General features: G+C 71.4%; 18 protein-coding genes and 3 pseudogenes. 10 read left to right on the plus strand and 11 right to left on the minus strand.

Annotation, left to right across the window (positions count from 1 at the left end):
- Positions 1-6 precede the first annotated feature (6 nt).
- Positions 7-330 carry a hypothetical protein gene (locus ACK8N7_RS15420; protein ID WP_500442789.1) on the plus strand — a complete coding sequence of 108 codons (324 nt, stop codon included), beginning with the start codon at positions 7-9 and terminating at the stop codon, positions 328-330.
- 54 nt (positions 331-384) lie between these two features.
- Here the strand turns inward: ACK8N7_RS15420 and ACK8N7_RS15425 are convergent.
- Positions 385-678, minus strand: a pseudogene (locus ACK8N7_RS15425) (LysR family transcriptional regulator); the annotation flags it as partial.
- A 208-nt stretch (positions 679-886) separates the two neighbouring features.
- Between ACK8N7_RS15425 and ACK8N7_RS15430 the strand changes: the two are divergent.
- Both ACK8N7_RS15430 and ACK8N7_RS15435 read left to right on the plus strand, forming a co-directional pair.
- The gene (locus ACK8N7_RS15430; RefSeq protein WP_500442791.1) at positions 887-1,729 is read left to right on the plus strand and encodes an SDR family oxidoreductase; all 843 of its coding nucleotides are present in this window, start codon (positions 887-889) and stop codon (positions 1,727-1,729) included.
- 91 nt (positions 1,730-1,820) lie between these two features.
- Complete coding sequence (locus tag ACK8N7_RS15435) at positions 1,821-3,932, plus strand: serine/threonine-protein kinase (protein WP_500442793.1); 2,112 nt, start codon at positions 1,821-1,823, stop codon at positions 3,930-3,932.
- 77 nt (positions 3,933-4,009) lie between these two features.
- Here ACK8N7_RS15435 and ACK8N7_RS15440 read toward each other — a convergent pair whose 3' ends face one another.
- Complete coding sequence (locus ACK8N7_RS15440) at positions 4,010-4,495, minus strand: hypothetical protein (protein ID WP_500442795.1); 486 nt, start codon at positions 4,493-4,495, stop codon at positions 4,010-4,012.
- A 38-nt stretch (positions 4,496-4,533) separates the two neighbouring features.
- On the opposite strand from ACK8N7_RS15440, the pseudogene ACK8N7_RS15445 reads away from it, so the two are divergent.
- Both ACK8N7_RS15445 and pip read left to right on the plus strand, forming a co-directional pair.
- A pseudogene (locus tag ACK8N7_RS15445) lies at positions 4,534-4,695 on the plus strand (zinc-binding dehydrogenase); the annotation flags it as partial.
- Between the two features lie 56 nt (positions 4,696-4,751).
- The gene (gene pip, locus ACK8N7_RS15450; RefSeq protein WP_403217204.1) at positions 4,752-5,726 is read left to right on the plus strand and encodes a prolyl aminopeptidase; all 975 of its coding nucleotides are present in this window, start codon (positions 4,752-4,754) and stop codon (positions 5,724-5,726) included.
- Between the two features lie 94 nt (positions 5,727-5,820).
- On the opposite strand, the gene ACK8N7_RS15455 is transcribed toward pip, so the two are convergent.
- Together ACK8N7_RS15455 and ACK8N7_RS15460 are read right to left on the minus strand one after the other, a co-directional pair.
- Positions 5,821-6,810 carry an aldo/keto reductase gene (locus ACK8N7_RS15455; protein ID WP_500442796.1) on the minus strand — a complete coding sequence of 330 codons (990 nt, stop codon included), beginning with the start codon at positions 6,808-6,810 and terminating at the stop codon, positions 5,821-5,823.
- A 76-nt stretch (positions 6,811-6,886) separates the two neighbouring features.
- Positions 6,887-7,375, minus strand: coding sequence for a MarR family winged helix-turn-helix transcriptional regulator (locus ACK8N7_RS15460; protein WP_403217207.1), 489 nt, complete (start codon positions 7,373-7,375; stop codon positions 6,887-6,889).
- Positions 7,376-7,497: 122 nt separating this feature from the next.
- On the opposite strand from ACK8N7_RS15460, the gene ACK8N7_RS15465 reads away from it, so the two are divergent.
- Both ACK8N7_RS15465 and ACK8N7_RS15470 read left to right on the plus strand, forming a co-directional pair.
- On the plus strand, positions 7,498-8,550 hold the full coding sequence (locus ACK8N7_RS15465) for an EamA family transporter (protein WP_500442798.1): 1,053 nt from the start codon (positions 7,498-7,500) through the stop codon (positions 8,548-8,550).
- A gap of 90 nt (positions 8,551-8,640) precedes the next feature.
- A pseudogene (locus ACK8N7_RS15470) lies at positions 8,641-8,934 on the plus strand (Uma2 family endonuclease); the annotation flags it as partial.
- Positions 8,935-9,057: 123 nt separating this feature from the next.
- On the opposite strand, the gene ACK8N7_RS15475 reads toward ACK8N7_RS15470, so the two are convergent.
- Together ACK8N7_RS15475 and ACK8N7_RS15480 are read right to left on the minus strand one after the other, a co-directional pair.
- The gene (locus ACK8N7_RS15475) at positions 9,058-10,392 is read right to left on the minus strand and encodes an MFS transporter (RefSeq protein ID WP_403217211.1); all 1,335 of its coding nucleotides are present in this window, start codon (positions 10,390-10,392) and stop codon (positions 9,058-9,060) included.
- A 175-nt stretch (positions 10,393-10,567) separates the two neighbouring features.
- Positions 10,568-11,008 (minus strand): MarR family winged helix-turn-helix transcriptional regulator, encoded by a 441-nt coding sequence (locus tag ACK8N7_RS15480; protein WP_015610417.1) that lies wholly within the window; start codon positions 11,006-11,008, stop codon positions 10,568-10,570.
- Positions 11,009-11,143: 135 nt separating this feature from the next.
- Between ACK8N7_RS15480 and ACK8N7_RS15485 the strand changes: the two genes are divergently transcribed.
- Complete coding sequence (locus ACK8N7_RS15485; RefSeq protein ID WP_403217213.1) at positions 11,144-11,332, plus strand: ribbon-helix-helix protein, CopG family; 189 nt, start codon at positions 11,144-11,146, stop codon at positions 11,330-11,332.
- Positions 11,333-11,360: 28 nt separating this feature from the next.
- On the opposite strand, the gene ACK8N7_RS15490 is transcribed toward ACK8N7_RS15485, so the two are convergent.
- Positions 11,361-12,815: an NCS2 family permease gene (locus tag ACK8N7_RS15490; RefSeq protein WP_403217215.1), complete on the minus strand. Its 1,455-nt coding sequence runs from the start codon at positions 12,813-12,815 to the stop codon at positions 11,361-11,363.
- 222 nt (positions 12,816-13,037) lie between these two features.
- Between ACK8N7_RS15490 and ACK8N7_RS15495 the strand changes: the two genes are divergently transcribed.
- Together ACK8N7_RS15495 and ACK8N7_RS15500 are read left to right on the plus strand one after the other, a co-directional pair.
- On the plus strand, positions 13,038-13,367 hold the full coding sequence (locus ACK8N7_RS15495; protein ID WP_403217217.1) for a DUF2530 domain-containing protein: 330 nt from the start codon (positions 13,038-13,040) through the stop codon (positions 13,365-13,367).
- A gap of 146 nt (positions 13,368-13,513) precedes the next feature.
- Positions 13,514-15,985 (plus strand): HAD-IC family P-type ATPase, encoded by a 2,472-nt coding sequence (locus tag ACK8N7_RS15500; protein ID WP_403217219.1) that lies wholly within the window; start codon positions 13,514-13,516, stop codon positions 15,983-15,985.
- A 72-nt stretch (positions 15,986-16,057) separates the two neighbouring features.
- On the opposite strand, the gene ACK8N7_RS15505 is transcribed toward ACK8N7_RS15500, so the two are convergent.
- The 4 genes from ACK8N7_RS15505 to ACK8N7_RS15520 form a co-directional block, all read right to left on the minus strand.
- Positions 16,058-16,918: a DUF5707 domain-containing protein gene (locus ACK8N7_RS15505; RefSeq protein WP_403217220.1), complete on the minus strand. Its 861-nt coding sequence runs from the start codon at positions 16,916-16,918 to the stop codon at positions 16,058-16,060.
- 229 nt (positions 16,919-17,147) lie between these two features.
- Positions 17,148-17,999, minus strand: a complete 852-nt coding sequence (locus ACK8N7_RS15510) for a calcium-binding protein (RefSeq protein WP_500442801.1) — start codon at positions 17,997-17,999, stop codon at positions 17,148-17,150.
- A gap of 123 nt (positions 18,000-18,122) precedes the next feature.
- The gene (locus tag ACK8N7_RS15515) at positions 18,123-18,935 is read right to left on the minus strand and encodes a calcium-binding protein (RefSeq protein ID WP_403217224.1); all 813 of its coding nucleotides are present in this window, start codon (positions 18,933-18,935) and stop codon (positions 18,123-18,125) included.
- 160 nt (positions 18,936-19,095) lie between these two features.
- Positions 19,096-22,308 carry a sacsin N-terminal ATP-binding-like domain-containing protein gene (locus tag ACK8N7_RS15520; RefSeq protein ID WP_500445760.1) on the minus strand — a complete coding sequence of 1,071 codons (3,213 nt, stop codon included), beginning with the start codon at positions 22,306-22,308 and terminating at the stop codon, positions 19,096-19,098.
- Positions 22,309-22,334: the final 26 nt, after the last annotated feature.

Raw genomic sequence — 22,334 nt, forward strand, 5'->3', positions numbered from 1 at the left:
CCGCCGATGCCGAGCCGCATGGAGGGCGTCCCCGACGACGTCTGGGGAATGATGATGGAGGAACAGGGCGTGCGGCGCCACGAACGCGACCTTGCCCGCATCCGCATCCTCACGGAGCTGGCCCGCCCGCACGAACGGGCCCTGTCGCATCTGAGCATCGCCGTCATGTCGTCGGCCGTCTTCGGTGGCATCGCTCTCGCCCTTCTTCTCATGGGGCTCGGCTGGTGGAGCCTGGCTCCGGTGGCCCTGCTGCTCCCGGCCCTGTTCTCAGGGGTGTACTTCGCGCTCGAAGCGCGCCGGCAGTCCCCGGAGAGGGCTCCGAACGGTTGAGGAAGGCGGGCGCCACAGGCGCGGGCGCGCCCCCCTGCGGACCGGGGGCCCGTGTCACCCGGCAGTCCCCCCGGGGAAATCCCCCGCCCGGCTGAGGAAGACGTCCCGGTCCCGGCAGGTCGTGTGTGCGGGCCACAGCGCGTGGACCGGTACGTGGACCGGCGGGTCCAGGTCGATGACCTGGGCCGCACCGCCCGCCGCCGGGCCCGGGGGCGCGGTGACGAAGGCGATGCGGCCGGTCGCACTGACGGCGGTGATGGGCGGCGTGCCCTGCACCGGGTTGCGCTGGGTGTCGGGTTCCACGCCCGCCTGGCGGCACAGGCCGATCAGGAGGTCCGTATATCCGGCTACATCTGTCGATATGCGGCGTTGGTCTGCTTTCGCTGCAGTTTCCGCCTTCCACGCTAGGAGCACCCCCGGGGCCGGAGGAAACACAAAGATCGCGTCGGTCCACCAGGAAGATGGATCGTCGCAGCTCAGCGAGGGCGTGAAGGCGTCGGAGCCATGGCCGGGAAAGTCGTTGACGTAGGCGTACGGGTCACGAAGGATCGGCCCCGTGACGATCAACGAACAGCCTTCGGCCGCCCCGGAGCCGATTTCGGAACCGGTACCGGCACCGGAGCAGGCAGCCCCGGAGCCGGCCCGCCCCGTCGCCCTGATCACCGGTGTCGGACGCAGCATCGGGATCGGCGCGGGCATCGCCCGCCGGCTCGCGGACTCCGGCTGGGACATCGCGTTCACCTACTGGACACCGTACGACCGGCGTATGGAGTGGGGCGCCGAGGACGGGGCCGCCGCCTCCATCGCGAAGGAGCTGGAGGACGCCGGAGCCCGTACGGCGGCGATCGAGGCGGACCTGACCGACCCCGACGCCCCCACCCGCCTCTTCGACGAGGCGGAACAGCGCCTCGGCCCGGTCACCGCGCTCGTCCTCTCGCACGCGGAGTCGGTGGACTCGGGGATCCTGGACACCACCGTGGAGGCGTTCGACCGGCACTTCGCCGTGAACACGCGGGCCAGTTGGCTGCTGATCCGCGAGTACGGGCTGCGCTTCCGCGGCGAGCCCAGCGCGGGCACGGGCCGCATCGTCGCGCTCACCAGCGACCACACCGTGGGCAACCTGCCCTACGGCGCGAGCAAGGGCGCCCTGGACCGCATCACCCTGGCCGCCGCGCACGAGCTGGCCCACCTCGGGGTGACCGCCAACGTCGTCAACCCCGGCCCGGTGGACACGGGCTGGATGAACGACGAACTGCGGGAGGCGCTGGCCCGGGGCACCCCGCTCGGCCGCCTCGGCACCCCGCGCGACACCGCACACCTGGTGGACTTCCTGTGCTCCCCACAAGGACAGTGGGTCAACGGGCAGTTGCTGAAGAGCAACGGCGGCGCGGCTTCCTGAGCCCGCCCGACAACGCCATGCCTCGCAACCCTGTGGAGTCCTGAGAGAACGTCTACTGTTTGCCTGGTCCATGTAGTGCACAGGGGGTCGCATGCAAGGCGAAGACAGGGCCGGGGCCGGCCGGGCGGACGACGGGGCCACCGGTGGCCCCGAGGACCGCTGGGCGGGCGACGGCCTCCGGCGTGCGGACTCCGGGGCGGCGCAGGAATGGCCCCGGACACCGCCGCACGAGGCGTCCCCGGGCCGCCGTCACCCGCAGGTGGTGATCGAGGGGCGCTACGAGCTGCTGGAACCGATCGGCAGCGGCGGCATGGGCGAGGTGTGGAAGGCCCATGACCTGCGGCTGCGCAGGTTCGTCGCCATAAAGGGGCTGCTCGACCGGAACGCGATGACCGCCGGCACCCAGGCGGCGGCGATGCAGCGGGCGCGCCGCGAGGCGGAGGCGATCGCCAAGATCGAGCACCCGAACGTGGTGACCGTCCACGACCAGGTCGAGACCGACAACCAGGTCTGGATCGTGATGAAGCTGCTCGAAGCCAGGTCCCTCGCGGATCTGCTGCGCGGCGAGAAGGTGCTCGCCGTGCCGAGGGCGGCGGACATCGGCCTCCAGATCCTCCAGGGCCTGCGGGCGGTGCACGCGGCCTCGGTCGTCCACCGCGATGTGAAGCCGGGCAACGTGCTGGTCCGGGACGACGGGCTGGCGATCCTGGTGGACTTCGGGATCGCGACGTTCGAGGGCGCCGCCCAGGTGACCCGGTCCGGCAGCGTGATCGGCACACCCCCGTACCTGGCGCCCGAACTCTTCGCGCCCGGCTCCCCCGGCCCCACCCCCGCCTCCGACCTGTGGGCGCTGGGGATCACGCTGTACGAGATGGTCGAGGGCCGGGTCCCCTTCGCGGGCGGCGAGGTGTGGGAGGTCCAGGAGAACATCCGGCACTCCCCCGACCCCGTGCTGCGGTACGCCGGTCCGCTCGCCCCGGTGATCCAGGGCCTCCTCTTCCAGGACCCGCACGAGCGCCTGGACGCGGCCACGGCGGAGGCGATGCTGCGGGAGGTGCTGGGCGCCCCCCTCGCGCGGAGCGCGACCGCGGGCGGGGCGGCGGGCGGGGCGGCGGGCGGGGCGGCGGGCGGGGCGGCGACGCACCCGCCGACGGCCGTGTCCGAGCCCCCGCCCGGTCACGTTCCGGAGCCCCTCGGGCCTCCCGTCCCGCCCCCTCGGGTGCCGGACGGGCAGCGGGCGCAGCGCGGCCGCCGGAAGGGACCGTGGCTGAAGGCGGCGACGGTGACGCTGTGCGTGGCCCTGCTGGGCACGGCGGGCTGGCTGGTGGCGCAGGGCGTCGGCGGCGACAAGGGCGGTACGGGCGGCAGCACCACCACGGGGACGAGCGGCCGCGGTGGCAGCGCCGTACCGGAGAAGTGGAGGAAGAAGAACCCCACCCTGAAGATCGGCGTCAAGGACGATCAGCCGGGCCTGAGCAAGTACGACAGGAAGACGAAGACGTACACGGGTTACGACATCGACCTGGCCTACGCGATCGCCGAGGACATGGGGTACAGCCGGGACGAGGTCGCCTTCACCACGGTCCCGACCGACTACCGGAGCACCGCCCTCAAGACGAAGGGGGTGGACCTCGTCATCGCCTCGTACAGCATCACGCCCGAACGGAAGAGCGCGTCGCCCGGCGGGTACAGCGTCGACTTCGCGGGCCCGTACTACGAGGCGAGCCGGGGGTTCCTGGTCCGCGAGAAGTCGAGCAAGTACACGATCAACGACTCCAGCGACCTGCGCCGCCTGCGCGTCGAGGTGTGCACGGCACGGGATTCGACGTACGAGACGGAGCTGCCCAAGCGGGGCTTCACCATGACGGAGTCCCAGCCCAACACGTACCAGGACTGCCTGGACCAGCTGCTCGACGTGAAGTCGGACGTCTACGCGGTGGCCTCGGACGACATCATCCTCGCGGGATACGTGAAGGCGAACCCGGGCAAGGTGCGGCGGCTGGAGAACATCCAGGGCGCGGAGGGTTACGGGGTGGCGATGCGCCCCAACTCCCCGGGCCTGAAGGCCGAGGTGTGCTCGGCGCTGCGGAAGATCCTGACCGGGAAGGTCTGGGAGGACATGTACGCGAAGAACCTGTCCGCCCTGATGGACAGCAAGTCCCCCCCGGGCCGCCCGGATCTGACGGAGTGCGAGGAGCACTGAGGGGGGGTCCGGGGCCCGGGGGTACGTGGCCGGGGGTACGTGGCCTGCGCAACGGCACTGGCGTTACGGGCCCGGCCTCACCGCTCCGGAAACCGCTCCCCGCACCGGCTGCAGAAGACCGGCGCGGGGTCCTCGGAGAGCCGCCCGCACTCCGGGCAGACCCGGTCCAGCATGCAGGGCCCTTCGCCGCCCTCGTACGCCCCGCTGGGCGGCTTGACCGCGAGGCCGGGGCGGCGGCGGTGGACGGTGAGGTACGTGAGCCCGTCCGGGCCGGCCGAGAGGGCGCGGCGGGAGGTGCGGGGCAGCCAGACGACGGTGCTCGGGCTCAGCACGATGCCTCCGCCCCCCGCACGGACACGTCCCGCGCCCTCCAGCACGACCAGGAGCACATCGAGCACGTCCTCCTGATGCTCCCCTACCTCCGCACCGGCCGGCAGCCGCACAAGGTTGGCGTCCAACTCCCGCCCCGCCTCGGCCAGATGCCACAGCGCCCCGCGCTCGTCGGGGGAGGCGGAGGCGAGGATGTCATCCAGTACGGCGAGGACCCGGGGAGTCGCGTTCACGGCGCCCAGGTTACGCCTGGCAATTCGGCCTGCGAGGGGTGAAGGCCGACGGGGCACACCTGGCCGAACTGGCGGCCCTGGTGGACCGGGGCGTGCTGACGACCCGGGTGGCCGAGACGTACCCGCTGGAGCGGGCGGCACAGGCGCACGCCCGGCTCGCGAAGGGCGGCGTACGGGGGCGGCTCGTGCTCACCCCGTGAGGCGACGACTCCCGTAGGGTGTCCGGTCCACGGAGTCCCGAGGGGGAGGCACCACGGTGGACCGGACCCGGCCCGACGACCTGTACCCGCCGATCGACCCGTACGACAGCGGCATGCTGGACGTCGGCGACGGCAACCTCGTGTACTGGGAGGTGTGCGGCAACCCCGACGGCAAGCCGGCCCTCGTGGTCCACGGCGGCCCCGGCTCGGGCTGCACCCCGCGCGCCCGCCAGTACTTCGACCCGGACCGCTACCGCGTGGTCCTCTTCGACCAACGGGGCTGCGGCCGCTCGACGCCCCACGCGAGCGACCCGGCGACGGACATGCGGCACAACACCACGCACCACCTGATCGCCGACATGGAACGCCTGCGGGAACACCTGAACATCACCGACTGGCTGCTGTACGGGGGTTCCTGGGGCTCCACGCTGATCCTGGCGTACGCGCAGACCCACCCGGAACGGGTCACGGAAGCCGTCATCTCCTCCGTCACCACGACCCGCCGCAGCGAGACCGACTGGCTCTACCGCGGCGCCGGCCAGATCTTCCCCGAGGCCTGGCACACCTTCCGCGAGTCCGTCCCCGAGGCAACCGGCCCCACCGGCCTGGTCACGGCCTACGCCCACCGCATGGAGAGCCCCGACCCCGCCGTACGGGAACGGGCGACGGCCGCCTGGTGCGCCTGGGAGGACGCGGTCCTGTCCATGGAGGCCAACCCGGGCCCGCCCCCGTACAGCAGCCGCCCGGGCCCGGCCCAGCAGGCGCTCGTCCGGATCTGCGCCCACTACTTCTCCCACGGCGCCTGGCTGCGGGAGAACCAGCTCATCGACGACGCCCACCGCCTGACCGGCATCCCCGCCGCCCTGATCCACGGCCGCTTCGACCTGGGCAGCCCCCTGATCACGGCCTGGGAACTCGACCGGGCCTGGCCGGAGGCCGAGTTGACGGTCATCGCCGACGCGGGGCACCTGGGCGGCCCGGCGACGAAGCGGGCGGTGCTCGCGGCGCTGGACGGGTTCGCGGGGGCGTGAGGTCAGCCGCCTCGGCAACTCCACCGGGGCGGGAGCACGCATACGGCCGCCGCCCCCACCTGGGAGCAGCGGCCGCGGAGCGCGCGGGCTCAGGTCACCAGGCGAAGGCCTCGGGCGAAGGGCCCGGGCCCGGGAAGATCTCGTCCAGGCCGGTGAGTACGGCCTCGGGGAGTTCCAGTTCCAGGGCGCGCAGGGCGCTGTCCAGCTGCTCGGCGGTGCGCGGGCCGACGATCGGGCCCGTGATGCCGGGGCGGGTCAGCAGCCAGGCCAGGGCCGCTTCGCCGGGCTCCAGGCCGTGCTTCTCCAGCAGGTCCTCGTACGCCTGGAGCTGGGCGCGGGTCGCAGCGTCCGCGAGGGCGTCGGCCGCGCGGCCCGAGGCACGGCGGCCGCCCTCGGCCGTCTTCCTGATGACGCCGCCCAGCAGACCGCCGTGCAGCGGCGACCAGGGGATGACCCCGAGGCCGTACTCCTGCGCGGCCGGGATGACCTCCATCTCGGCGCGGCGCTCGGCGAGGTTGTAGATGCACTGCTCGCTGACCAGACCGAGCGAACCGCGGCGGGCCGCCTGCTCGTTGGCCTGGGCGATCTTGTAGCCGGGGAAGTTCGAGGAGCCCGCGTACAGGATCTTGCCCTGCTGGACCAGGACGTCGATCGCCTGCCAGATCTCCTCGAACGGGGTGTCCCGGTCGACGTGGTGGAACTGGTACAGGTCGATGTGGTCCGTCTGGAGCCGCTTGAGCGAGGCGTCGACCGCCCGTCGGATGTTCACGGCGGAGAGCTTGTCGTGGTTGGGCCAGGCATCGCCCTCGGCGGCCATGTTCCCGTACATCTTGGTGGCCAGGACCACCTTGTCGCGCCGGCCGCCGCCCTGGGCGAACCAGGTGCCGAGGATCTCCTCCGTGCGTCCCTTGTTCTCGCCCCAGCCGTAGACGTTGGCGGTGTCGAAGAAGTTCAGGCCCGCGCCGAGCGCGGAGTCCATGATCGCGTGACTGTCCGACTCGTTGGTCTGCGGGCCGAAATTCATCGTCCCGAGAACGAGTCGGCTGACCTTGAGTCCGGTGCGTCCGAGCTGTGTGTACTTCATGACGCCCCAGCCAACTCCTTCGAGTCCACTCCAGGCAAGCGCGCGTCCCGGACACGCCGAGAAGTGCGCCGGACGGTCAGCGGCCGCCCTCCAACGTGACCAGCAGCGTCCGCAGCAGCCGGTTCAGCTCCTCGCAGTCCTCCGCGTCCAGTCCGGCGAGCATTCTGCGCTCGTTGCGCAGGTGCCCCTCCAGCGTGGAGTCGACGGCCTCGCGCCCGGCCTCGGTGAGGGTGATGTGCAGGCTGCGGCGGTCGCCGGGCACCGCTTCCCTGGCGACCAGGCCGCGGGCGTCGAGGCGGTCGATCCGGTTCGTCAGCGCGGCGGCGCTGATCATGACGCTGGTGGCGAGCTCCTTGGGCGTGAGCGGGCGGCCGTTGCGGCGGAGGGTGGCCAGTACGTCGAACTCCCAGGTCTCCAAGGAGTGTTCGGAGAAGTACTCACCGACCTCCTTCCCCACCAGCCGGGTCAGCCGCAGCAGCCTGCCCACCGCCCCCATCGCCTCCAGGTCCAGATCGGACCGCAGGGCGGCCCACTGGTCCACGAAGTCGTCGACCGAATCCCGCATGAGTGCCTCGCCTCGTTCCGCTGTCATCCCGCACCGCTCTCGATCTTCGACCGTCTCGCGATGCTTTTACTTCGACGTCGAACTGTTTGACGTCAGCCTAGATCCTGCCGTACGTTCCCGGCATGACCGACCAGCGCCTGGTGAGAATCTCCCTCCTCACCGCCCTCGCCCCCGCCGTCTGGGGCTCCACCTATCTGGTCACCACCGAGTTCCTGCCGCCCGACCGGCCCCTGCTCGCCTCCACCGTGCGCGCCCTGCCCGCCGGGCTCATCCTGCTCCTGATGACCCGCGTACTGCCCCGGGGCATCTGGTGGGTGCGCGCGACCGTGCTCGGCGTCCTGAACATCGGCGCCTTCTTCTACTTCCTCTTCCTCGCCGCCTATCACCTGCCGGGCGGTGTGGCGGCCATCGTCATGACCGTCCAGCCGATGATCGTGCTGCTCCTCGGCCCGCTCCTGCTCGGCACCCGCATACGCGCCCTGCACATCGGCGCCTGCGTCCTCGCCGCCGCGGGGGTCTCGCTGCTGGTCCTCAAGCCGCAGGCCGAACTGGACGGCATCGGCGTCCTCGCCGGGCTCCTGGGGGCCGTGTGCATGGCGTCGGGCATCGTGCTGACGAAGCGCTGGGGGCGTCCCGAAGGGGTCTCGCTGCTGGCGTTCACCGGGTGGCAGCTCACCGTCGGCGGCCTGGCCCTGCTCCCCGTCACCCTGCTCGGCGAACCACTGCCATCTAGCCTGACCTGGGAAAACGTCGGCGGCTTCGCCTACCTGAGCATCATCGGCGCCCTGATCGCGTACGTCGTGTGGTTCAACGGCCTGGCGCGGCTGCCGGCCCTCGCGGCCTCGTTCCTGTCGTTCTGCTCGCCCCTGTGCGCCACGGTCCTCGGCTACCTCTTCATGGGGCAGACACTGGGGCCGCTCCAGCTCCTGGGCGCGGCTGGGGTCGTCGGCGCGGTGGTACTGGCTCAGCGCGGCGCGGGAGCCCCGCCCGGCACGCCCCCGCCGGCCGCGTCACCCGCCGAAGGCGGCCGCCACGGCGACGACGAGGAACATGAGTACGAGCACGGCCGCCATGATGCGGTTTCTGGTCTTCGGGTCCACCCTTCGAGCCTAACCGCACCACCCACCGGCCCCGCGCCCAGCCCCGTATCACCTTCCGGGCCCGGGGAGTCGTAAGGCAGGTCCGGGCGTGTCCGGGGGGCCGGGCCTATCGGTGTACTACGCGGCTTCCCGCACGCCCGTGCGGCAGCGGGGAGGAGCGGCACGATGACCGTCGTAGACACCGACGGGATCGACATGGCCGACACCAGCGACGAGCGCACCCTGGACATGACGTTCGAGTGGCTTGAGCCCACCCCCGAGGGATTCAAGGTCGAGATCGTCGAGGGGAACGTCTACATGTCGCCGCAGCGGGACACGCACTGGCGGATCATTCTGGCCATCGTCAGGCAGCTGCTGGCCCACTACCAGGAAGACCGGTTGCTGTCCGACGTACGCATCGACTTCCCCGGCCTCCTCAACGGCTTCGCCTCCGATGTCGTCGCCCTCGCCTCCGACGCCTTCCCCCGCGACTGACCTCCGGCACACTCGGACGGCCAGGCACTCGGACGACCAGACGACGGACAACGAAAAGGCGCCCTCCCCCGGTCTCTCCGGGCGGAGGGCGCCTCTCTCTGGCGTGCCTCACGCCGCCGTGGCCAGCTGTTCGCGCTGGACGAAGCGGACGTGCGGGCGGCCCGGGCGGAGGTCGACCTTCAGGCGGAGGCCACCGACGCGGGCGAGGGCGAAGCCGACGGCCAGGGCGGCGATCACCGAGATCGCGCCGCCGGCCGCGAAGCCGATGCGGGCGCCGTACGTGTCGCTGATCCAGCCGACGATCGGGGCACCCACCGGCGTACCCCCGGCGAAGACCATCATGTACAGGCTCATCACCCGGCCCCGCATCTCGGGGTCGGCGGCCATCTGGACGCTCGTGTTCGCGGTGATGTTCGTCGTCAGGCCGAGCATGCCGATCGGGACCAGCAGGATCGAGAAGAGCCAGACGTTCGGGGAGAGAGAGGCGGCGATCTCCAGCAGTCCGAACGCCGTGCCCGCCGCCACCAGCATCCGCAGCCGCGTGGAGCGGCGGCGGGCCGAGAGCAGCGCACCGGCCAGCGAACCCGCGGCCATCAGGATGTTGAAGAACGAGTACATCCCGGCGCCGCCGTCGAAGACCCCGTCGGCGAAGGCGGTGAGCCAGATCGGGAAGTTGAAGCCGAACGTGCCGACGAAGCCGACCAGGACGATCGGCCAGACCAGCTCGGGGCGGCCACGGACGTACGTCAGTCCTTCCCGCAACTGTCCCTTGGCGCGCGGCACCCGGACGGAGGCGTGGAGCTCGCTCGTCCGCATCATCAGCAGGCCGATGAGCGGGGCCAGGAAGGAGAGGCCGTTGAGCAGGAACGCCCAGCCGCTGCCGACCGTGGTGATCAGGACACCCGCGACGGCGGGGCCGATGAGCCGGGCGGACTGGAAGTTCGCCGAGTTCAGGCTGACCGCGTTGCGGAGCTGCGCGGGGCCGACCATCTCGGAGACGAACGACTGGCGGGCCGGGTTGTCGACGACGGTCACCATGCCGAGGAGGAAGGCGACCAGATAGACGTGCCAGACCTCGACGACGCCGGAGAGGGTCAGGACGGCCAGCGCGATACCGCACAGGCCGAGCAGGGCCTGGCTGACGAGCAGGATCTGCCGCTTCGGGAGGCGGTCGGCGATGACACCGCCGTACAGGCCGAAAAGCAGCATGGGAAGGAACTGGAGGGCCGTGGTGATGCCTACGGCCGTCGCGGACCCCGTCAGGCTCAGGACGAGCCAGTCCTGCGTGATGCGGGACATCCAGGTTCCGGTGTTGGAGATCACGGCGCCCGTCGCGAACAGGCGGTAGTTACGGATCTTCAGCGACGAGAAGGTCCCGCCGGTCTTGCTCTCGTGGGTGGAAGTCGGTGCGGGGGCGGAGTCTGCTCCGGATCCCGTACTCAAAAGGGTTCATCTCCTCAGGCGTCTGCGGCGTGCGGTCCGACGAGGACGTGACGACGGGCGCTCCGGCGGTGATCGTCCGGGGCCGGCGGTGTGCCGGTCCCGGCTGCGATCGTCTTCCCCGTACCGGTGGTCCCATCCGGTACGGGGAAGGCGTGACGCCGGTGCGCCCGCGGGGTCACAGGTGGGCGAGCTTCTCCAGCACGGGCGCGGCGGCCCGCAGCGTCTCCCACTCGTCCTCGTCCAGGCCCTCGGCGAGGTGGGACAGCCAGGCGTTCCGCTTGGTGCGGCTCTCCGCGAGCATGGCCTCGGCCTGCTCGGTCTGGCTGACCATCTTCTGCCGACGGTCGTCGGGGTGCGGTTCCAGCCTGACGAGTCCCTTCGCTTCCAGCAGCGCGACGATGCGGGTCATCGACGGGGGCTGCACGTGCTCCTTGCGGGCCAGCTCGCCGGGGGTGGCCGAGCCGCAGCGGGCAAGGGTGCCGAGCACCGACATCTCGGTCGGGCTCAGCGATTCGTCGACGCGCTGGTGCTTCAGGCGCCGGCCCAGCAGCATCACGGCTGAGCGGAGGGAGCTCACGGCGGCGGCACTGGCACCGTCGTGGATCAGGTCAGGCATGTTTGTTAGCGTAACTCATTACCCAAACTAAATACCACCCGAATGGTACGCGCGCGAGAGACCGATCACCCGAACGAGTGAGACGGGAGCGGAAAGTGACGCGAAAATCGCCCCCGGGCGGCGACCCTGCTTGGCATGGGATCGACAGTGCTCAGCCTGCGGATGGACGGTGAGCTGCTCGACCGGCTCCGGCAGCACGCCGCGAAACGCGGAATGAGCGTCCAGGACTATGTGGTCCGGACGCTCATTCGCGACGACTTCGACGAACGCTTCAAGGCGGCCGTCGACGAGACGGAGAAGTTCTATGGCCCTCCCGTCACCTGAGACACGCCGATGACGGGAGACCCGCCGGTCAGGTGAGGCCGAGCGCCGGCATCGCGTAGTAGAAGACGAAGACCGCCGACACCACGTACATCGCGATCGGGACCTCGCGTCCCCGGCCCGCCGCCAGGCGCAGCACGGAGAAGGCGATGAAACCGATGCCGATGCCGTTGGTGATCGAGTACGTGAACGGCATCATCACCATCGCCAGGAACGCCGGGACCGCGAGCGTGTAGTCGCTCCAGTCGATGTCCCGTACCGAGCCCGCGATGATCAGGAAGCCGACCGCCAGCAGGGCGGGGGTGGCCGCCTGCGACGGGACCATGGTCGCCAGCGGTGTGAGGAACAGCGCCACCGAGAAGAGCAGACCGGTCACCACGCTCGCCAGTCCGGTGCGGGCGCCTTCTCCGACGCCCGCCGTGGACTCCACGAAGCAGGTGGTGGCGGAGGAGGAGCTCGCACCGCCCGCGGCGACCGCGACACCGTCCACGAACAGCACCTTGTTGATGCCGGGGAAGTTGCCGTCCCGGTCCATCAGCTTCGCCTCGTCGCCGACGCCCAGGATCGTGCCCATCGCGTCGAAGAAGCAGGACAGCAGCACGGTGAAGACGAAGAGGATACCGGTCAGCACCCCGACCTTGCCGAAGCCGCCGAAGAGGCTGACCTGGCCGAGCAGCCCGAAGTCCGGCGCGGAGACCGGGTTCCCCGGCCACGCGGGCGTCGTCAGGCCCCAGGCGCCCTCGGGCAGACCGGCCACCGCGTCGATGACCACGGCGACGACCGTCATGGCGATGATCGAGATCAGGATCGCGCCGGGCACCTTGCGCACGATCAGCGCGAGCGTGAGCAGAGCGCCCAGGACGAAGACGAGAACCGGCCATCCGGTGAGGTGACCGTCACCGCCGAGCTGGAGCGGCACGGTGGTCATGGCGGCGTCCGGGATGCGCGAGACGAAGCCGGAGTCGACCAGGCCGATCAGCAGGATGAAGAGGCCGATACCGATCGCGATGCCCTTGCGGAGCGACCTCGGTACGGCGTTCATCACGCGTTCCCGCAGCCCGGTCGCGACCAGCAGCATGACCACGATGCCCGCGAGGACGACCATGCCCATCGCGTCCGGCCAGCTCATCCGGGGGGCGAGCTGCAGGGCGACGACGGTGTTGACGCCGAGCCCGGCGGCGAGCGCGATCGGCACGTTGCCGATGACGCCCATCAGCAGCGTGGAGAAGGCGGCGGAGAGCACGGTGGCCGTGACCAGCTGGCCGTTGTCGAGCTGGTTGCCGTACATGTCCTTCGCGCTGCCCAGGATGATCGGGTTGAGCACGATGATGTAGGCCATCGCGAAGAACGTGGCGAACCCGCCGCGGAGTTCGCGCGCGACGGTCGACCCCCGCTCGGAGATCTTGAAGTACCGGTCCACGCTGCCCTGGGGCTGCGGAGCCGGGGGCTGCGGGGAGTCGACCGGAGCGGTGGCCGAGGGGGGCATGGGTGACCTCAGTCGTACGTAGGGGGCAAGGCGAGGGCGCTCCCCAGGGTGGGAGCAAAGGGGCGAAAGGTGATCGAAATTGGATGTTCAGACGAACAATTCGAGCCAGCCCAAAGCAGATTCAGTATGAATACATCAGGCGAAGATCGCTATCTCCGCGCGTAGACCCTTGGGCCGACCGGCGCCGCACCCCGCCACGCAGGGGCCCCATACACTGAACTCATGGAGAAGTGGACACCGAAGCACGAGGCGCCCGAGCCCCTGGAGGGTCCCGTCGTCTCCACCGTCGTCGGCGGCACGCTCCTCTGGTTCGTCCTCTTCCTCGCCCAGCTCCCGTTCTACGGCTGGTTCGCCGACCGCGGGCACACCTGGTGGGTGTGGACGCCGCTGGCCGGAGCCGGACTCGGACTGATCGGTATCTGGTACGTCCGCGGGCGTGACGCCGCCCTCAAGCGGCACGCGGACCGGGCGGAGGCCAAGGACGCCGTCGGGGCCGAGGCGGCGGACGGCGCGCTCGGCAGCACGAGCACCGAGGCGGACCCGCCCGCCTGAGGGCCCTCCATAACGGAGGCCTCGCCGGCCCCGTACGGGAGCCGCCCCGACCCCCGTACAACCACGGGACCGACTTGCTCCTCCCCTGGTCGGATCTTCGGCCCCCCGGCGGGTGATTCGCATCGCACGCCCGTACCGTCTAGTCCATGACGCAGCGGGCACTCGATTCCTCCGGGGAGCAGACCCCCGGATCCCCCCGGCCGGCCATGATCGACGCAGGGGCGGAGCTCGATCCCGTGCACCCGGTGGAGCTGCCACCATCCGGTCACCCCGACGCCACCGGTCTCACCACCGCCGAGGTCGCCGAGCGGGTGGCGCGGGGCGAGGTCAACGACGTACCCGTGCGGTCCTCGCGCTCGGTCACCGAGATCGTCCGCGCCAACGTCTTCACCCGGTTCAACCTGATCATCGGTGTGCTCTGGGTGATCATGCTGTTCGTCGCGCCGATCCAGGACAGCCTCTTCGGCTTCGTGATCGTCGCCAACACCGGCATCGGCATCATCCAGGAGTGGCGGGCCAAGAAGACCCTGGACAGCCTCGCGGTGATCGGAGAGGCGAAGCCGACCGTGCGGCGCGACGGGGTCGCCGCCGAGATCTCCACCCACGAGATCGTCCTGGGTGACGTGGTCGAGCTGGGCCCCGGCGACAAGGTGGTCGTGGACGGCACGGTCGCCGAGGCCGACAGCCTGGAGATCGACGAGTCGCTGCTGACCGGTGAGGCCGACCCGGTGCTCAAGCGGCCCGGCGACCCCGTGATGTCCGGCAGCTTCGTCGTCGCGGGCGGCGGGGCGTTCACCGCGACCAAGGTGGGGCGTGAGGCGTACGCCGCCCAGCTCGCCGAGGAGGCGTCCCGCTTCACGCTCGTCCACTCGGAGCTGCGCAGCGGCATCAGCACGATCCTCAAGTACGTCACCTGGATGATGGTGCCGACGGCGATCGGGCTGATCATCAGCCAGCTCGTCGTGAAGGACAACAACTTCAAGGACTCCGTCGCCCGGACCGTCGGCGGCATCGTCCCGATGATCCCCGAGGGGTTGGTCCTGCTGACCTCGGTGGCCTTCGCCATCGGCGTCGTACGCCTGGGCCGCAAGCAGTGCCTGGTGCAGGAGCTGCCCGCCATCGAGGGGCTCGCCCGGGTCGACGTGGTCTGCCTGGACAAGACCGGCACCCTCACCGAGGGCGGCATGGACATCACGGAGGTCCGGCCGCTCAACGGGAGCGACGAGGCGTACGTGCACCAGGTGCTGCGCTCCCTCGGCTCCTCCGACCCCCGCCCCAACGCCAGCCTCCAAGCCATCATCGACGCGTACCCGGCGAGCGGCGAGGGCGGCTGGGCGGTCACCGGCGCGATGCCGTTCTCCTCCGCCCGCAAGTACAGCGGCGCGGCCTTCACCGAGACCGACGGGACCCCCTCCGCCTGGCTGCTCGGCGCCCCCGACGTCCTGCTCCCCGACGGCGACCCCGCCCTCACCGAGATCGAGCACCTCAACGAGCAGGGCCTGCGGGTGCTGCTGCTCGCCCGGGTACGGGGCGAGCTCGACGCCCCGGACGCGGCCGAGGGGGCCGTACCCACCGCCCTGGTCGTCCTGGAGCAGCGGCTGCGCCCGGACGCCGGTGAGACGCTCGCCTACTTCGCCCAGCAGAACGTGGCGACGAAGGTCATCTCCGGCGACAACGCGGTCTCGGTCGGCGCGGTCGCCGGAAAGCTGGGCCTCGCGGGCGCCGAGAACACCCTGGACGCCCGCAAGATGCCCACCGACCCGGACGCCATGGCCACGGCCATGGAGGAGAACGCGGTCTTCGGCCGGGTCACCCCGCAGCAGAAGCGGGACATGGTGGCCGCCCTCCAGTCGCGCGGCCACACGGTCGCGATGACGGGCGACGGCGTCAACGACGTCCTGGCGCTCAAGGACGCCGACATCGGGGTCTCGATGGGCTCGGGCTCGGAGGCGACGCGGGCCGTGGCCCAGATCGTGCTGCTGAACAACAGCTTCGCGACGCTGCCGTCGGTCGTCGCCGAGGGCCGCCGGGTGATCGGCAACATCACCCGCGTCGCGACCCTCTTCCTCACCAAGACGGTCTACTCCGTGCTGCTGGCGATCCTGGTGGTCTGCTTCCAGGTGGAGTACCCGTTCCTGCCGAGGCACCTGACGCTGCTGTCCACGCTGACCATCGGCGTCCCCGCGTTCTTCCTGGCCCTCGCCCCGAACAAGGAGCGCGCCCAGCCCCATTTCGTACGCCGCGTCATGCGGTACGCGATCCCCTCGGGCGTCATCGCGGCGGCGGCCACCTTCACCACCTACCTGGTCGCGCGGCACCACTACTCCGGGCCGGGCGCCCTGGAGGCCGAGACGAGCGCGGCGACGCTGACGCTGTTCCTGGTCTCCATGTGGGTCCTGGCGATCATCGCCCGCCCGTACACCTGGTGGCGCATCGGCCTGGTGGCGGCGATGGGGCTCGGCTTCCTCATCGTGCTCGTGGTGCCGTGGCTCCAGGACTTCTTCGCCCTGAAGCTGGTCGGGACGACGATGCCGTGGGCGGCGGTCGGCATCGCGGTGGCGGCGGCCGCCCTGCTGGAGTTCAGCTGGCGGCTGGTGGGCCGGCGCTTCGGAGCGTAGGCGCGGCGCAGGCATACGGAAGCCCCCGGGAGGCCGGCCCCCGGGGGCTTCCGCGTTGTGCTTGGCCTGCTGCTACTTCACGTCGACGAAGTCGCCGGCGGCCGAGACGGCCGGGGTGGTCGACGTACCGGCGAAGCTGTAACGCCAGTAACCGTCGGCGGCGGCCTTCACGGTGGTCTTCAGGGTGCCGGTGGAGCTCGTCTTGACGGTCTTGACCGTCGTGTAGCTCTTGGCGCCCTTCTTCTTGAACTGGAGCTTCACGGGCTGCGCGGTGTAGCCCGCGTACTTCTTGGTCTCCCAGTTGGCGCGCGTCAGCTTTCCGGTGACGGTGAGGGTCTTGCCCTTCTTCACCGGCTCCGGGGAGGCGTTGACGGTCAGCTTGGAGAAGCGCTGGACGCGGGCCCTGGCGGCGGAGTCGTTCACGGTGTAGTCGCCGTCGTTGGCGAAGACGGCCGCGCCGATGCGCCAGTTGGCGGCGTCGGTGTTGATCATCTCGGTGGGGTCGAAGGTGACCGTGAGCGTGCAGGTCGACGTGTTCGTCTTCACGACCTTGCAGGAAGCCCTGCTCTCGTTCTGCTCGAAGTAGAAGGCGTCCTTGTCCTCAAGGCTCTTGCCGATCCAGATGATCGTGGACGCGTCCGCGATGCCCGAGTCGTCGGTCGCGGTGATCGCGATCGAGTACTTCTGCTTCGACTTGGTGCCCACGGACAGCGGCTTCCCGCCGTTCGCGACCACGGAGAGAACCTTGGTGTCGCCCTGCTGCTCGACCGCGGCGGCCGACCGGGCCTTCGCGCCCTTCGACGCCTCGGTGGGCGCGGAGAAGGCGTAGCCGCCGTCGGAGGTACGGCGGTCATCGGCCTGCGCGGCCGGTACAGCGAGAGCGGAGAGGGCCAGGGCGCCGGTGACGGCGGCCACGGTGGCACGAATACGCATGTGTCCCCAAGTGGAGAAGGGGCCCCGGGGCGCGTCGTCAGCCCGGCAGGACCCGTCTGGTCCAGAGCCTGTTGGCTCGCAGGATCAGACAGCCGACACATGTGAATGGTTGTGCGACTTTATGACTTTTCCGTGAACGGCGGGCCATGAACAGCGTGGCCGGAGCCGCCCCACCGCCGTGCGGCCGACCCACCCGGGGCAGGCCGGCCGCACAGCGTCAACGCATGGGCTACTTCACATCGAGGAAGTCGGCACCGGACGTCACTGCGGGGGTGCTCGCCGTACCGGCGAAGCTGTAACGCCAGTGGCCGTCCACGGACGCCTTAACCGTGGTCTTCAGGGCGCCGGTGGAGCTCGTCTTGACGGTCTTGACCGTCGTGTAGCTCTTGGCGCCCTTCTTCTTGAACTGGAGCTTCACGGGCTGCGCGGTGTAGCCCGCGTACTTCTTGGTCTCCCAGTTGGCGCGCGTCAGCTTTCCGGTGACCGTGATGGTCTTGCCCTTCTTGACGGGCTCCGGGGAGGCGTTGGCGGTCAGCTTGGAGAGGCGCTGGACCTTGACCCGGGAGACGGAGTCCTTCTGGATCTCCTCGCCGCTCTCGGGCACCGCCACCACGCCGACGTGCCAGTTGGCCGCCTGCGCGTTCTTCAGCTTGGCCGGGTTGAGCGTGATGGTCCCCTTGCAGGTCGTGGTGGCCGCGTTGACCTCCTTGCAGGTGAACCCCTTCTCGTTGGGCCCGAAGCCGAAGCCGCTGTTGACACTCTTGCCGACCCAGATGAACGGCGCGGAGCCGACGAGGCCGGAGCCGGTGGCCGTGGTGGAGAAGGAGACCGTCTTCTTCGTGTTGGCGGCGAGCACGATGGACTTACCGCCGTTGACGACCGCCGAGGTGATCTTGACCTTCGCGGCCTTCGCGCTCACACCCGCGGTGCGCTTCGCCTGGCTGCCCTGCGCGGGCTGCGGTGCGGTGAAGGAGGGGCCGCCCGACGTCGGACGGCTGTCATCGGCCTGCGCGGCCGGTACTGCAAGGGCGGACAGGGCCAGGGCGCCGGAAACGGCAGCCACAGTGGCACGGATACGCATGTGATTTCCCCAAGTGGAGAAGGGGGCCCCGGGGCACATCGTCAGCCCGGCGGGGCCCATCTGGTCCAGAGCCTGTTGGCTCGCAGGATCAGACAGCCGACACATGTGAATGGTTGTGCGACTTTATGACTTTCCTGTGAGCTTCACATCGACGAAGTCACCGGCGGCCGAGACGGCCGGGGTGGTCGACGTACCGGCGAAGCTGTAACGCCAGTAGCCGTCCGCCGCCGCCTTCACCGTCGCCTTCAAGGTCCCGGTCGAACTCGACGTCACCGTCCTGACCGTCGTGTAGTTCTTGGCACCCTTCTTGCGGAACTGAAGCCTCACGGGCTGCTTGCTGTAGCCCCGGTAGGTGGACGTCTCCCAATTGGCCCGGGTCAGCTTGCCGGTGACCGTGAGGGACTTGCCCTTCCTCACCGGCTCAGGGGAGGCGTTCACCGTCAGCTCGGAGAAGCGCTGGAGCCGGACCGAGGCGGCCGTCTCGTCCACGCTCTCGTCGTTCTCGTCGCCGGTGGCGGCGACCGCGCCCCCGGCCGCCTGCCAGGTCCCGGCCAGGCTGTTGCGGCCGAGGTCGGAGCGCGGGTCGATCGTGATCGTGGCCCTGCAGGTCGATGTGGTCGGGTCGCCGGGCGCCACGATGCATGCGCCGCGCGCCCGGTCCTGCCCCAGCACGGCGTCGACCTCGTCGATGTGGCCGTGCCACAGGAACACGTACGCGTCCGCTATCCCGGACGGGGAGGAGGCCGTGACCGAGACGGCGATCTTCTGCCGGGACTTGGTGCCGACCACGATGGGCTTGCCGCCGTTGACGACGACCTTCTTGATGACGGGCCGCTCAGCCGGGCCGGCGGTCTGGGCGGCTTGTGACGCCGGTACGGCGAGGGCGGACAGGGCCAGCGCGCCGGTGACGGCGGCCGCGGTGACGGAAACACGCATGTGCTCTCCCAGCGCCTCTGCCCTCCGGCCCGGTGGCCCGAAGTGTGTCGGCTCGGCAGAACAGACGGGCGAGGCCCGGGAATGGTTGTAGCCGCTGCCCCTGCCCCGCCCGGGGCTCCCCCGGGCGAACCCGGCTCCCCCTCGGCCGAACCGGACGCCCTCAGTCGAACCAGCGGTCCCGCGCCAGCTCCTCCGTGCGCGACGGGTCCTCCAGCAGGGCCGCGACCTCGAAGCGGCGGGGCCACTGGCCTGCCGCCCACGCCAGGCCGGCCGCCACGCCCTCCAGGGTGGACGCGTGGACGACCCCGTCCTGGGTGCGGCGCCAGTCCAGTTCCACGCCGCCCGCGCGGAGTTCGGGGTGCTCGATGTACGTGTCCGGGGTGGCGGGGCCGAGCAGTACGCGGACGGAGTCCGGCACGCGGTGCTCCTCGCCCTCACTCGTCACCCCGGCCTCGATCGTCTCGCCGAGCCGCCGCACCTGGAGCAGGTCGGCCAACTCGGCGGCCCGGGAGGGCGCTACGGGCAGCAGGGGCAGGCCCTCCGTCAGCGGCAGCACGTCCGGGGCATCCGCGATCACGGCGTCCGCCGCGTCGACCACCGCCACCTCCCCGTCCACCACCGCCCGCAGCTCGTCCGGCAACGTCACCTGGTCCGGGTCCAGTTCGGCGAGGGCCGTGTAGAGCGCGTGCAGCTGTTCGGGGGTGACGGGCCGGTCCTCGTCGGCGAGCCGGCCCAGCAGCTCGGCCGCACCGCCCGGCTCGTCCAGGAGGGCGGCGACCGAGGTGCGCACCCCGAGGGCCCGCAGCACCTGGGCGTCGTCGAAGCCGGTGGCGTCCACCGCTTCGTACAGCCCGGCCAGGAGCGGGTCACCGGCGGCCGAGCGCAGTCCGGCGGGGCGGCGGCCGTCCAGTACGGGGTGGTCGCGCAGCCACCACGCGGTGTACGGGCGCACGGACTGCGTCGTCCCGTCCGGCAGCAGCACCCGCACCGGCTGCGTCAGCGCGTCGCGCAGCGGGGGCCGGGCCAGCATGGCGAGCGCCTGCGGCCAGGCGTCGTCGTCCACCAGGTCAAGATCCCGTACGGCGACGATCTCGGTGGCGACCGGCGGCACCGGGGTCTCGGGCAGCTGGTCGAGGAGGTCCTCGCACCACACGTCGACGGCGTCCAGCAGCCCGGCGTCGTCGAGTTCGGCGAAGTCGCTGTCGCGGGGCTCCAGTTCGTCCGGGTCGAGGACGACATCGGTGGCCCGGACGAGAGCGAAGGTGGCGAGCACTCCGCAGGCGGTGAGGGGCCCCTCGCCCCAGCGCTCGGCCAACTCCTCGTCGGCTAGCGCCAGTTCACCCTCGCGCATGATCTGAGCGAACGGGCTTCCGGGCAGGACGAGTTCGCCTGCCGGGGCCGGTTCGCCGTCCTCGTCGGGGAGGGCGAGCGCACCGAGCCAGGGTTCGTCGCCGGGGGCAAGTTCGGCGTCGCGTACGAGGGTGAGTACGGTCTCCGCCAGCTCGTCGCCGTCGAGCGCGTCCTCGTCCCAGACCTCCCCCGCGTCCAGCGATCCGGCGACCGCCGCCCGCACTTGAGGGGTCGTCAGCACGGCGCGCGGGGTGGCGGGCAGGGCGCCGAGCTTCTCCAGCAGCGGGTGGGCGGCGTCCGGGTGGGCGACCTTGAGGCCGAGCCGCGAGAGGCGGGCGAGCACGGGCCCGGTGAGGGCGTCCGGGAGAGGCAGCAGCACCTGGCGGGGGCCGATGGTGGTGCGCGGCGGGCGGCCCGCCTGCTCGTCCTCCGGGTCACCGGCGAGCGGGACCGGGAGGCCGGAGAGCCGGTCGGGGTCGATGCCCGCGAGGCTGTCGTAGAGCCGGTGCCACCAGGCGGGGTCGCGCTCCAGACCGGCGAGGCGGTCGATGGCCTCGGTGAGAGGGACGCGGGCGACGCCGAGGGTGCGCAGCTCGGGGCGGCGCTCCAGGCCTGCGGGCAGCAGACAGGGCAGCACCTCGGCGAGGACCCGTACGGTCTCGGCCCCGACGCCCTCGACCACCTCGGCCTCGACGGGCCGCAGGGCGGTGGTGCCGGAGGCGGGGGCGTTCTCCGTACCGTCCCGGTCCCAGTCGTCCGCCCAGCTCTGCTCGGCGTCGGGGTCCCGGGGCGCGGCGGGCTCCAGGAACGCGACCCGGGGCAGTCGGGCCAGGATCGCGCCGCGCAGGGCCCCGTCCAGGCCGCCCTTGCCGAGCGGCCCGGGCACCAGGTCGATGGTGCCGGTCGACACCGGCTGCCAGGCGCCCAGCAGCTCCGCGTACGCGTCGGCCGCCCGCTCCACCAGGAAGTCGGTGAGCGGCCCGGGTGCGGGGTGCCTGCGGGCGGTGTCCAGGGGGAGGGAGGCGATGAGCAGGGCGGGGATGCCGAGGGGTTCGTCGGTGGGGGTCGGGGCGTGGACGACCGGGGCGGTACGGGGGCGGAGCGGCGCCCCGGACTCGTCCACCGGGACCGCCCAGGTCACCGACCAGTGGGGGCGCAGCCGCTCCTCGACCGGTCGGTCGGCGAGCAGGGCCGGCTCGACCGGGCCGTGGTGGAAGACGGTGCGCCAGCGGCGTGGGCCGTGCGCGGAGTCGTCGATGTGCGTGTACGGGCCATGGGCCGAGCGGCTCAGGGTCCGTACCCCGTCCGGGGTCTCGATGACGACCTCGGCCAGGCCCGGCAGGGTCAGCAGCAGCGCGTCGTCCACGGCGGCCAGCAGGCGGGCGGCCAGGTCCTCGGCGGTGCCGTCGCGCAGGGGCAGCACGACGACGGTGTCGTATCCGTCGGGTGCGGTGCCCTCGGCGGGCAGCGGGAGGCGCAGCAGGGGTACGTGGCCGTCGCGGCGGCGCAGCTCGTCGCCGAGGCCGGGTGAGCCGACGGCCGCGTTCCGGGCCATCTCGCGTGCCTCGGCCAGGGACCAGCGGACGCCTCCGTGGCGGCCGAGCACGGCGGGCTCGTCGCTGACCGCGAGGACGGCGGCGAACCCGACGCCGAACCGGCCCACGGCGGACTCGTGGCCCTCGCGCTTGGCGGAGGCCCGCAGGGTGGAGAGGGACTCGACGCCGGTGGCGTCCAGGGGGGCGCCGGTGTTGGCGGCGGCCAGGACGCAGCGGGCCTCGGCGTCGCCGGGGGCGGCGGGGTGCAGGGTGAGGCGGAGCTTGCCGGGGACGCCGGCGCGGGCGGCGGCGTCGGCGGCGTTCTGGGCCAGCTCGACGACGAGGCGGTCGCGGTAGCCGCCGAGGGCGAGGTCCTCCTCGGCGTTGGCGTCCTCCCGGAAGCGGGCGGGGCCCGCGCCCCAGGCGTCGAGCACGCCGCGCCGCAGCCGTGCCGTCCCGAACGGATCGGCCCCCTCGGTCGCATTCATGCTCACGCTGTCGACTCCGTCCGCCG

The sequence above is a fragment of the Streptomyces griseobrunneus genome (assembly GCF_046713465.1).
GTDB lineage: Bacteria > Actinomycetota > Actinomycetes > Streptomycetales > Streptomycetaceae > Streptomyces > Streptomyces microflavus.

Bases quoted from the DNA above. Each gene is read 5' to 3' on its own strand.
- ACK8N7_RS15420 (WP_500442789.1), top strand. From the start codon at position 7: ATGCCGAGCCGCATGGAGGGCGTCCCCGACGACGTCTGGGGAATGATG.
- ACK8N7_RS15435 (WP_500442793.1), top strand. From the start codon at position 1,821: ATGCAAGGCGAAGACAGGGCCGGGGCCGGCCGGGCGGACGACGGGGCC.
- ACK8N7_RS15455 (WP_500442796.1), bottom strand. From the start codon at position 6,810: ATGAAGTACACACAGCTCGGACGCACCGGACTCAAGGTCAGCCGACTC.
- ACK8N7_RS15460 (WP_403217207.1), bottom strand. From the start codon at position 7,375: ATGCGGGATTCGGTCGACGACTTCGTGGACCAGTGGGCCGCCCTGCGG.
- ACK8N7_RS15465 (WP_500442798.1), top strand. From the start codon at position 7,498: ATGACCGACCAGCGCCTGGTGAGAATCTCCCTCCTCACCGCCCTCGCC.
- ACK8N7_RS15480 (WP_015610417.1), bottom strand. From the start codon at position 11,008: ATGCCTGACCTGATCCACGACGGTGCCAGTGCCGCCGCCGTGAGCTCC.
- ACK8N7_RS15485 (WP_403217213.1), top strand. From the start codon at position 11,144: ATGGGATCGACAGTGCTCAGCCTGCGGATGGACGGTGAGCTGCTCGAC.
- ACK8N7_RS15490 (WP_403217215.1), bottom strand. From the start codon at position 12,815: ATGCCCCCCTCGGCCACCGCTCCGGTCGACTCCCCGCAGCCCCCGGCT.
- ACK8N7_RS15495 (WP_403217217.1), top strand. From the start codon at position 13,038: ATGGAGAAGTGGACACCGAAGCACGAGGCGCCCGAGCCCCTGGAGGGT.
- ACK8N7_RS15500 (WP_403217219.1), top strand. From the start codon at position 13,514: ATGACGCAGCGGGCACTCGATTCCTCCGGGGAGCAGACCCCCGGATCC.
- ACK8N7_RS15505 (WP_403217220.1), bottom strand. From the start codon at position 16,918: ATGCGTATTCGTGCCACCGTGGCCGCCGTCACCGGCGCCCTGGCCCTC.
- ACK8N7_RS15510 (WP_500442801.1), bottom strand. From the start codon at position 17,999: ATGCGTATCCGTGCCACTGTGGCTGCCGTTTCCGGCGCCCTGGCCCTG.
- ACK8N7_RS15515 (WP_403217224.1), bottom strand. From the start codon at position 18,935: ATGCGTGTTTCCGTCACCGCGGCCGCCGTCACCGGCGCGCTGGCCCTG.
- ACK8N7_RS15520 (WP_500445760.1), bottom strand. From the start codon at position 22,308: ATGAATGCGACCGAGGGGGCCGATCCGTTCGGGACGGCACGGCTGCGG.